This is a genomic window from Algibacter sp., from assembly GCF_029245835.1.
Classification (GTDB): domain Bacteria; phylum Bacteroidota; class Bacteroidia; order Flavobacteriales; family Flavobacteriaceae; genus Algibacter_B.
Genome location: NZ_JAQWOO010000025.1, coordinates 96641 through 106191, shown reverse-complemented (window position 1 = coordinate 106191; position 9551 = coordinate 96641). Strand labels below are relative to the sequence as shown.

Annotated in this window: 10 protein-coding genes; 7 read left to right on the top strand and 3 right to left on the bottom strand. The window is 32.9% G+C overall.

Going from position 1 to position 9551, the window contains the following annotated elements; genetic code table 11:
• The first annotated feature begins 266 nt into the window (after nucleotides 1–266).
• From P8K68_RS03640 to P8K68_RS03610, 7 genes are all read left to right on the top strand, one after another.
• Nucleotides 267–893: a hypothetical protein gene (locus tag P8K68_RS03640; RefSeq protein WP_300248281.1), complete on the top strand. Its 627-nt coding sequence runs from the start codon at nucleotides 267–269 to the stop codon at nucleotides 891–893.
• Nucleotides 894–991: 98 nt separating this feature from the next.
• Nucleotides 992–2533, top strand: a complete 1542-nt coding sequence (locus P8K68_RS03635; RefSeq protein WP_300248280.1) for a helicase HerA-like domain-containing protein — start codon at nucleotides 992–994, stop codon at nucleotides 2531–2533.
• A 30-nt stretch (nucleotides 2534–2563) separates the two neighbouring features.
• The gene (locus P8K68_RS03630) at nucleotides 2564–3121 is read left to right on the top strand and encodes a hypothetical protein (RefSeq protein ID WP_300248279.1); all 558 of its coding nucleotides are present in this window, start codon (nucleotides 2564–2566) and stop codon (nucleotides 3119–3121) included.
• Between the two features lie 11 nt (nucleotides 3122–3132).
• Complete coding sequence (locus tag P8K68_RS03625; RefSeq protein ID WP_300248278.1) at nucleotides 3133–4113, top strand: YitT family protein; 981 nt, start codon at nucleotides 3133–3135, stop codon at nucleotides 4111–4113.
• A 20-nt stretch (nucleotides 4114–4133) separates the two neighbouring features.
• Nucleotides 4134–4502, top strand: coding sequence for a cupin domain-containing protein (locus P8K68_RS03620; protein ID WP_300248277.1), 369 nt, complete (start codon nucleotides 4134–4136; stop codon nucleotides 4500–4502).
• Complete coding sequence (locus P8K68_RS03615) at nucleotides 4503–5330, top strand: alpha/beta hydrolase (RefSeq protein WP_300248275.1); 828 nt, start codon at nucleotides 4503–4505, stop codon at nucleotides 5328–5330.
• A gap of 18 nt (nucleotides 5331–5348) precedes the next feature.
• Entirely contained in the window at nucleotides 5349–6113 is a 765-nt protein-coding gene (locus P8K68_RS03610) for a pseudouridine synthase (protein ID WP_300248274.1), read from the top strand.
• Nucleotides 6114–6228: 115 nt separating this feature from the next.
• Here P8K68_RS03610 and P8K68_RS03605 read toward each other — a convergent pair whose 3' ends face one another.
• From P8K68_RS03605 to ffh, 3 genes are all read right to left on the bottom strand, one after another.
• Entirely contained in the window at nucleotides 6229–6951 is a 723-nt protein-coding gene (locus P8K68_RS03605; protein WP_300248273.1) for a TIGR02206 family membrane protein, read from the bottom strand.
• 27 nt (nucleotides 6952–6978) lie between these two features.
• Nucleotides 6979–7857, bottom strand: coding sequence for a bifunctional methylenetetrahydrofolate dehydrogenase/methenyltetrahydrofolate cyclohydrolase FolD (folD, locus tag P8K68_RS03600; RefSeq protein WP_300248272.1), 879 nt, complete (start codon nucleotides 7855–7857; stop codon nucleotides 6979–6981).
• Between the two features lie 216 nt (nucleotides 7858–8073).
• Entirely contained in the window at nucleotides 8074–9402 is a 1329-nt protein-coding gene (gene ffh, locus P8K68_RS03595; protein WP_300248271.1) for a signal recognition particle protein, read from the bottom strand.
• Nucleotides 9403–9551: the final 149 nt, after the last annotated feature.

Sequence of the window (9551 nt, the reverse complement as noted above, 5' to 3'; positions counted from 1 at the left end):
GATAATCCTTTTGCGAAAGAGCAACCTCCGCCAGATAAATACATACAGGGGGTTCTTTTTTGAAAAAACAATAAAACAAAGGATAAAATCAGTAAAATGGTGAATGTTAGTGTGCCTAAAATTTATTTAGGACAGGATTGAAAATAGGTTTATATTTTGTTTGGTTTTTTTAAAAAACAGCAAACAAATTTTGTATTTTCTATTCAATTCATATAACTTGGCTAAATATTTTTTAAATGTAAATTGCTCTCTTATCGCTCTCAATTATGAAAAACATTGCATATTTGTTAATGCTGTGGTTATTCAGTATTAATTACAGTTTCGCTCAAGTAGGAATTGGTACTACTAACCCTACAGCAGAATTAGAAATTGAAACATCTGACGTTGGAAATCCACTTTTGGATATTCCCGCTTTAGAGATTAACCCACAAGTTAGTCATGTTCCTATAGGTACAACTACGGGACAGATATCTGTAATTGGCGATAAACTTTACATGTATGATGGCACTAGAAACAAATGGTTAAGTATTGAAACAACGAAACTTCACTTTGGAAGGGGAGGCGCCAGAAGCAATGAAGTTATGAGGTATGTTGGAAGTTTTGGAAATCAAAATTCAAGTGCTTTAATGCCTTTTGATGGCACGATAGTATATATTTCCGCCAGAGCCCGTGCTGGTCTTGCAAATAAAGATTTTTCTGTTGAAATTAGAAATGCAAATGCTATAATAGGAACAGCCAACACATACAGTTTAGTTTCAAGGGAATTTATAGATACTACTGTAAATAATGATTTTAGTGCAGGAGACTATATTATTTCAAGAATAGAGAACACACCTAACAATGCTACGGTACAAGATCTTATTGTAACGATTTGGGTTAAATGGCGACAATAAATTAACCCATCAATCTTAATATTTCACAGGTTTATTTACCATAACCCTTATTTTTTTCTTCTTCATTTTTCCTGTATTTTTATGCAAAATTATATTGTATGACTAAAAAGGAAACATTTTTCAATTACATTTCCAAAGGCAATACAACTAAAGGCGATTTTATTCCTGTTGGTGCAGCTATGTTAGATGGTGAAACTGTAACTGGAGCACATGTAAAAATCCCTTTAAAAACCATGAATCGTCATGGTTTAATTGCTGGCGCTACCGGTACCGGAAAAACAAAATCATTACAAGTTTTAGCTGAAAATTTAAGCGATAAAGGTATCCCGGTATTACTTATGGATATTAAAGGTGACTTAAGTGGTTTAGCACAACCAAGCCCGGGGCATGCTAAAATTGATGAACGTCATGAAAAAATAGGAATTCCTTTTGAAGCTAAACCGTTTCCTGTTGAAATTTTAACCCTTTCTGAACAAGATGGTGTAAGATTAAGAGCTACAGTAAGCGAATTTGGACCTGTTTTACTATCTAGGATTTTAGATTTAAGCGAAACGCAATCGGGTGTTGTTGCCGTTATTTTCCAGTATTGCGACGATAATAAAATGCCTGTACTAGATTTAAAAGATTTTAAAAAAATATTACAATACGCCACACAAGAAGGAAAAGATGAGTTTACGGAAGCCTATGGTAGAATTTCAACAGCATCAACAGGTGCTATTTTGCGAAAAGTGATTGAATTAGAGCAACAAGGTGCTGAATTATTTTTTGGAGAAACCTCTTTTGATGTTGATGATTTATTACGTGTGGATGATGATGGTCGTGGGTATATCAATATTCTTAGGTTAACTGATATTCAAGATAGACCAAAGTTGTTTTCAACATTCATGTTAAGTTTACTAGCCGAAATTTATTCTACGTTTCCAGAACAAGGGGATAGTGATAGACCAGAACTTATCATGTTTATAGATGAAGCACATTTAATTTTCAATGAAGCTTCAAAAGCACTTTTAAATCAAATTGAAAGTATTGTAAAATTAATACGTAGCAAAGGTGTTGGTTTATATTTTGTAACCCAAAACCCTACTGATGTTCCCGAAGCTGTTTTAGGACAACTGGGTTTAAAAATTCAACATGCTTTACGTGCATTTACAGCAAAAGACAGAAAAGCTATAAAACTTACGGCACAAAACTATCCAGATTCTGAATATTATGATACCACCGAGGTTTTAACATCATTAGGAATTGGTGAAGCTTTAGTATCTGCTTTAGATGAAAAAGGGCGCCCTACTCCACTAGCTGCAACTATGATGCGTGCACCAATGAGTCGAATGGATGTTTTAACAGATATTGAATTAAGTAGTTTACTTTCAAAATCTAAAATGGTCAAAAAATACAATGAAACCATTGATAGAGAAAGTGCTTATGAAATGCTGAATGAAAAAATAAAGCAAGCTGAAGCTGAAGAGGCTAAAGAAAAAGCGAGACAAGAAAAAGAAGCTCTTAAAAAAGCGGAGTCTAAAAAAAGAACGACACGAACTAGAGCCAAAAGCACTAGAATGAATCCGATTGTTAAAGTATTAACCAGTGCTACTTTTATACGTAGTGTATTTGGTATTTTAACCAAAGTGATGAAAAGATAAGTCAGGTATTATTTAACAACACATCAATTTATGCGCCATTTAATTTTAGGCTTACTAGCCATATCCTTACTTTTTTCTAGTTGTAAAAAAGAACAAAACCCTTTTGAAATTAGTAAACAACATATTGGTTTACTAACCGATTCAACACAGGTTAAAGATTTAAAAAATATCTACGTAAATGATTCTATTGTTAAATTTATAGGTGGTGATGAGTTTACTGGTAATATAAATAATATAGAAATTTTTGAAAAAGGCGGCAAAGCATTATTAACGCTAACACCTAAACAAGCTCTAGACTCAACCTCTACAGTTGGCAGCATCCGTATACTTGACGAACGCTATAAAACGGATAAAAACATCAGTATTATTAGCACTTTTAAAGACATACATAATAATTATAAAATTTCAAGAATTAGTAATTTAATTAACTCTATAGTTATTGGTGTAGACGACATTAATGCCAGTTTTACGATTGACAAAAAAGAACTTCCTGCCAATCTTAGATTTGATATGGATTTAAAATTTGAATCCACTCATATTCCTGATAACGCACAAGTAAAATACTTTTTTATTAACTGGAATAACTAACAAAAAGTAAAATGAACCCTTTCTTAGCAAAAATACTTGTTGATGTTGCTCGTAAAAAACTTGAAAAAAAACAAGCTGATAAGCCAGTAACAAAAAAGGAAATAGAACCTTTAGTAAGAACGTATGAAGTAGAAGTATCTCACGCTATAAAAGAATACATTTATATAATTATTGGCGTATTTTCTGCAGGTTTTGGTTTGAAAGGTTTTTTACTTCCTAACCATTTTATTGATGGTGGTGCCACAGGTATTTCTTTACTTCTTGAAAACATTACGTCATTAAATCTTAGTATCCTTTTAATTATTATTAATTCACCTTTTATCTATTTAGCATCTAAAACTATTGGTATTAAATTCGCTATAAGAAGTATTATAGCTATTGCTTTTCTAGCCCTAGTTGTTCATTTTGTCAACTATCCAACCATTACTGAAGACAAGCTACTTATCGCCGTTTTTGGAGGCTTCTTTTTAGGCTTGGGTATTGGTATGTCTATGCGCGGCGGCAGTGTTATTGATGGCACAGAGGTCTTAGCCATTTATTTAGGCAGGAAACTATCGCTTACCATTGGCGATGTATTATTCTTAATTAACATTATAATATTCTCTGTAGGCGCCTATATGCTTTCTATTGAAACAGCACTTTATGCTATTTTAACCTATCTCGCAGCAGGAAAAACAGTCGATTTTGTTGTTGATGGTGTTGAAGAGTATGTAGGTGTTACCATTATATCTAACAAGCACAAGGAATTAAGAATGATGCTTACTCAAAAATTACGACGTGCCTGTACAATTTATGCAGGTAAAGGCGGTTATGGTAAAAGCGGTGAGAGTCATGAAAAGGATATTATTTATACGGTTATAACACGTTTAGAACTTGCTAAATTTCAAACAGAAATTGATAAAATCGATAAAAATGCTTTTATTATTATGGGTGTTGTAAAAGATTTAAAAGGTGGCATGATTAAGAAAAAACCACTTAAAGATCAGCATTAAAAACCTGAATTTAAAAAAATATGTCTCAAAAAAAATACACCATCCAAAACAACCCATTCGTTGTTCCAACAACAGATGGCAAAATAATAAAAGAACACTTTGGAAATACAACTGATGGCAATTCAGAAATTAGCATTGCCCACATGAAAGCTCCTGCAGGTTGGAGTGAACCTTTTCAAACACCAGAATTTGATGAATTTACATTTATAATTCGCGGTAAAAAGCAATTTATTATTGATGGTGAGCAAATTGTTTTAGAAGCAGGACAATCTATAAAGATTGAAAGAAATACGAGAGTTCAATATTCAAATCCATTTACAGAAGTATGCGAATATATCGCTATTTGTACTCCAGCTTTTTCTATGGATATAGTAAATAGAGAAGATTAAATGAGTAAACCACTTCCTAAACTTATTGGCAAAACAACAAATTTTATAAGTTATTTTTCATCTAGATATGCAGCACATCTAGCTATTAAATTATTTTCTTCTCCACAAAAAGGCAAAATCTCCCAAGAAGAATCTCAATATCTTGATTCGGCCATTAAAAATATTGTGACTCATGATGATATCGCTTTAATGACCTACCATTGGAAAGGAAAAAAAGACACTATTTTATTAGTTCATGGTTGGGAAAGTAATTCGTTTAGATGGAAAGACTTGATAGAACTTTTAAGACAGGAGGATTACAATATTATTTCTGTAGATGCTCCTGCTCATGGTGGCTCAGGAAGTAAAATATTTAACGCACCTCTGTATTCTGAATGTATTAATACCATAATAAAACACTTTAGAGTTGGTATTATTGTCGGACACTCTGTTGGAGCTACGGCAAGTGCAATAGCGCTTCATAACTACAATATTCCATCTGCTAAAAAATTGATTTCTTTAGGAGCACCTTCAAATTTTAATAATACCATAAACAGTTATATCAATATGATGGGCTACAACCATAAAGTTGTAAAAGCTATGAATAAAAATTTCATGAAGCATTTTGGATACCTACCAGAATATTTAACTATATCAAATTTTTCACAAAATATCAAAGCAGAAACATTAATCATCCATGATAAAAAAGATAGAATCATCTCTTACAGAGACGCTTTAGATATTAAGAAACACTTAAAAGACTCGAAATTGATAAAAACAATTGGTTTAGGTCATGGTCTTAAATCTGATAAAGTTTATCAGGCTATTTTAGCGTTTTTGAAAGTTTAAATATTGTATTTTTGAACCATGGCAGATGTTGTTTTAAAACGTATTAATAAATTTTTAAGTGAAGTTGGTTATTGCTCTAGAAGAGAAGCCGACAAACTTATAGATGCTGGACGTGTTACCATAAACGGTATTGTTCCAGAAATGGGAACTAAAATTGCGCCCGAAGATGTTGTTGCTGTTGATGGTGAAGAAATAAAAAACACAAAAACAGCTTTTGTTTACCTAGCTTTTAACAAGCCGGTTGGTATCGTTTGTACGACAGATACCACTGTAGAAAAAGATAATATTATTGATTTTATCAATTATCCAAAACGGATTTTCCCTATCGGAAGGCTTGATAAGCCTAGTGAAGGCTTAATTCTTTTAACTGATGATGGCGATATTGTAAACAAAATTCTTCGTGCAAGTAATAACCACGAAAAAGAATATATTGTAACCGTTGATAAGCCAATTTCACAAACTTTTATTGAACGCATGTCTGGTGGTATTCCGCTTGAGGAATTAAAAAAAACCACCAAAACATGTAAAGTTGAAAAACTAGGCACTTATAAATTCAAAATCATTTTAACGCAAGGATTAAACAGACAAATCCGTCGTATGTGTGATTATCTAAATTACGAGGTACAGACCTTGAAGCGTGTTAGAATTATGAATATTAAGTTAGATATGCCAATTGGCGAATATCGAGAATTAACTAAAGAGGAGTTTCTAAATCTTAATACACTTTTAGAAGAGAGCACAAAAACATATCAGAAAAGCAACAAGAAAAAAGGAATAAAGTAAATCTACATGCAAAATATTTCACCTCTTCATTTAGCCATTCTTGTTTATATTTTAGAGGAGAGTTTAAAGTTTTCAAAATTCTAAAACAGTTAGTTGCTAAATAAAACCCCTACGTTTACTTCCCCCTCTTTTTCATAAAATAAAAAGGCAAATAAATCAATAAAAAAAGTGGGATAACTATTAATTGAACAACTACAATATACCAAGGCCAATCTCCAAAATAATCTAACAACGACGCTGATGTTGGCTTCTCGTTTAAATAAAAATAATTGGCTCCTAAAATCTTATTTATAACAACCATTATTACAACATAAATTTGTAACGCCAAAAACGATTTAAAAACACTCTTCAATTTTGGTCGCATATTAAAAATAAAAGTGGCGTAAAAAATGATTATTAGAAGTCCTAAATGCACCACCCAATATCTAAAATAATCAAAACTAGGAAACCCCAATTCAATATCTGGTGTTAAAACTGCTTGTAACGTACCTCCAACAATCCAGAATAATAATACTTCGTACATCCAGAATTTTCTAAAGTAGGTAAAAACAGGAATTATTAAGCCCAATAAACTACATAGATATAAAGGCAAATCTATAGAAACATCATAGTGTCCTAAATTAATTTTATGAGCATGAAAAACAATAACTATTAAACTGATAAAACAAGCAAAAATATGTAGCGCATTTTTTTGCTGAATTATATTCAATTTATGCTTTGTATACTTTACAAAAAGAATGCAAAATGAAAGTCCAAATAGTATTGGAAAGATATGTTGAAAGCTACCAATGGCAACTCTATTAAACAAAAAAATTGCATTATAAATTATAAAACTCATAATGCAATTTAAATACATATTATTATACTATTTATTATGTCTTTCTCTAGCCAATAACGTGTTTTTAAGTAACATGGCTATAGTCATTGGTCCAACACCTCCTGGAACTGGTGTAATATAACTTGCCTTCTGGCTAACACTTTCATAGTGTACATCACCAGCTAGTCGGTACCCATTCTTTTTAGTTGCATCAGGAACGCGCGTAATACCTACATCTATAATAACAACATCTTCCTTAACCATATCACCAGTTAAAAATTCTGAAATTCCAATAGCTGCAACTACAATATCTGCTTCTCTGGTAATATCTTCTAAATTTTTTGAACGACTATGAACCACTGTTACTGTAGCATCACCTGCTTTTCGTTTTTGACTCATCAAAATACTTATAGGGCGACCAACAATATGGCTTCTACCTAAAATAACCACGTTTTTTCCTGAGGTTTCAATTTGATATCGCTCTAATAATTCCATGATACCATAAGGCGTTGCTGGCAGAAAAGTTGGCAAATCCAAAGCCATTCTTCCAACATTTACTGGATGGAATCCGTCTACATCTTTATCAGGATTAATAGCCATGAGCACTTTTTGCTCATCGATTTGTTCTGGCAATGGCAATTGTACAATAAAACCATCAATAGCATCATTGGTGTTTAAGTCATGAATTTTTTCTAGCAATTCTTCTTCTGAAATATACTCTGGTAACTCGATAAGTGTCGAGTTAAAACCGATACGCTCACAAGCTTTTACTTTAGCATTTACATAAGTCATACTTGCACCATCTGAGCCTACAAGAATTGCAGCAAGGTGCGGGACTTTCTCGCCTTTAGAAATCATTGACTTTACATGTTCAGCGATTTCATCTTTAATATCGTTACTTACTTTTTTACCGTCTAAAATTGTCATTATAAAAAATAGTTTTCAATCGCATTCGCAGTTCTTATTCTGCTGGCTCACTGTTACGTTATTTTCCCGCCACGAATCACGACTATTACTTTCTCGCAAAGGCGCTAAGGCGCAAAGATTATATTAATTTTATTCTTTATTTAGCATGCTTCGACTGCGCTCAGCACGTCATAATGCTTTTAACTTTTAACTTTTAACTTTTAACTTTTAACAAGATTAACGCATATTCTGCATCATCTGCATCATCTTTTTGCCGCCACCACCTTGCATCATTTTCATCATTTTACTCATTTGGTTAAACTGTTTTAAAAGTTGATTGACTTCTTGAACTGATGTCCCTGAGCCTTTTGCAACTCGTTTTTTTCGGCTTGCATTTAGTACAGATGGATTTGTACGTTCTTTAGGTGTCATGGAGTGAATAATAGCTTCGATACCTTTAAACGCATCATCATCAATATCAACATCCTTCATCATTTTTCCAGCTCCAGGAATCATACCCATAAGGTCTTTCATGTTTCCCATTTTCTTAATTTGCTGAATCTGTTTTAAGAAATCATCAAATCCGAACTGATTTTTTGCTATTTTCTTTTGAAGTTTTCTAGCCTCCTCTTCGTCAAATTGCTCTTGTGCTCTTTCGACTAAAGACACAACATCTCCCATCCCTAAGATACGGTCTGCCATACGCGATGGATAGAATACATCTATAGCTTCCATTTTCTCGCCTGTACCAATAAACTTGATTGGTTTATTAACTACTGATTTTATAGAAATAGCTGCACCACCTCGAGTATCACCATCTAATTTGGTAAGGATAACACCATCAAAATTTAATACATCGTTAAAGGCTTTTGCGGTATTTACGGCATCTTGCCCAGTCATAGAATCTACAACAAATAACGTTTCTTGTGGCTGAATGGCTTTGTGGATGTTTGATATTTCGGTCATCATTGCTTCATCGACAGCTAAACGACCTGCGGTATCTATAATTACAACGTTAAAACCGTTTGCTTTGGCATGAGCAAGAGCTGCTTTAGAAATGGCAACGGGATCGTTATTGCCTTTATCACTAAAAACCTCAACACCTATTTGCTCTCCAACGATATGCAATTGGTCTATGGCTGCTGGACGATACACATCACAGGCTACCAATAATGGTTTTTTAGTTTTTTTATTTTTTAGATAATTTGCAAGCTTACCAGAAAATGTGGTTTTACCAGAACCTTGTAAACCAGACATTAAAATAACAGTTGGTGTACCTGAGAGGTTAAGACCTTCTGCATCGCCACCCATAAGTTGGGTTAACTCATCTTTTACGATTTTAACCATAAGTTGCCCTGGCTGTAACGTTGTTAATACGTTTTGACCTAGTGCTTTTTCTTTTATTCTAGTGGTAAAATCTTTTGCGATTTTAAAGTTAACGTCGGCATCAAGTAATGCGCGTCTTACTTCTTTTAAAGTTTCTGCTACATTAACTTCTGTGATGCTTCCGTGTCCTTTAAGAACGTGTAAGGCTTTATCTAATTTTTCGCTTAAATTATTAAACATAATATTTTAGTGTTCAGTAGGCAGCTTTCAGTAAATAGTTTGCCAAATATAATTGTATTTTTAAGTTACAAAAATAACTAAATATTTTGTTTTTATGGGATTGTATTTGGCTTTTACTTATAAGTTTAATTTTAGTTACTAACCCGCGT

What these genes read in the sequence shown, in the direction of transcription:
- folD (WP_300248272.1), bottom strand. Translation starts at nt 7,857, where the DNA reads ATGACAATTTTAGACGGTAAAAAAGTAAGTAACGATATTAAAGATGAA.
- P8K68_RS03625 (WP_300248278.1), top strand. Translation starts at nt 3,133, where the DNA reads ATGAACCCTTTCTTAGCAAAAATACTTGTTGATGTTGCTCGTAAAAAA.
- P8K68_RS03640 (WP_300248281.1), top strand. Translation starts at nt 267, where the DNA reads ATGAAAAACATTGCATATTTGTTAATGCTGTGGTTATTCAGTATTAAT.
- P8K68_RS03635 (WP_300248280.1), top strand. Translation starts at nt 992, where the DNA reads ATGACTAAAAAGGAAACATTTTTCAATTACATTTCCAAAGGCAATACA.
- P8K68_RS03620 (WP_300248277.1), top strand. Translation starts at nt 4,134, where the DNA reads ATGTCTCAAAAAAAATACACCATCCAAAACAACCCATTCGTTGTTCCA.
- P8K68_RS03615 (WP_300248275.1), top strand. Translation starts at nt 4,503, where the DNA reads ATGAGTAAACCACTTCCTAAACTTATTGGCAAAACAACAAATTTTATA.
- ffh (WP_300248271.1), bottom strand. Translation starts at nt 9,402, where the DNA reads ATGTTTAATAATTTAAGCGAAAAATTAGATAAAGCCTTACACGTTCTT.
- P8K68_RS03630 (WP_300248279.1), top strand. Translation starts at nt 2,564, where the DNA reads ATGCGCCATTTAATTTTAGGCTTACTAGCCATATCCTTACTTTTTTCT.
- P8K68_RS03605 (WP_300248273.1), bottom strand. Translation starts at nt 6,951, where the DNA reads ATGAGTTTTATAATTTATAATGCAATTTTTTTGTTTAATAGAGTTGCC.
- P8K68_RS03610 (WP_300248274.1), top strand. Translation starts at nt 5,349, where the DNA reads ATGGCAGATGTTGTTTTAAAACGTATTAATAAATTTTTAAGTGAAGTT.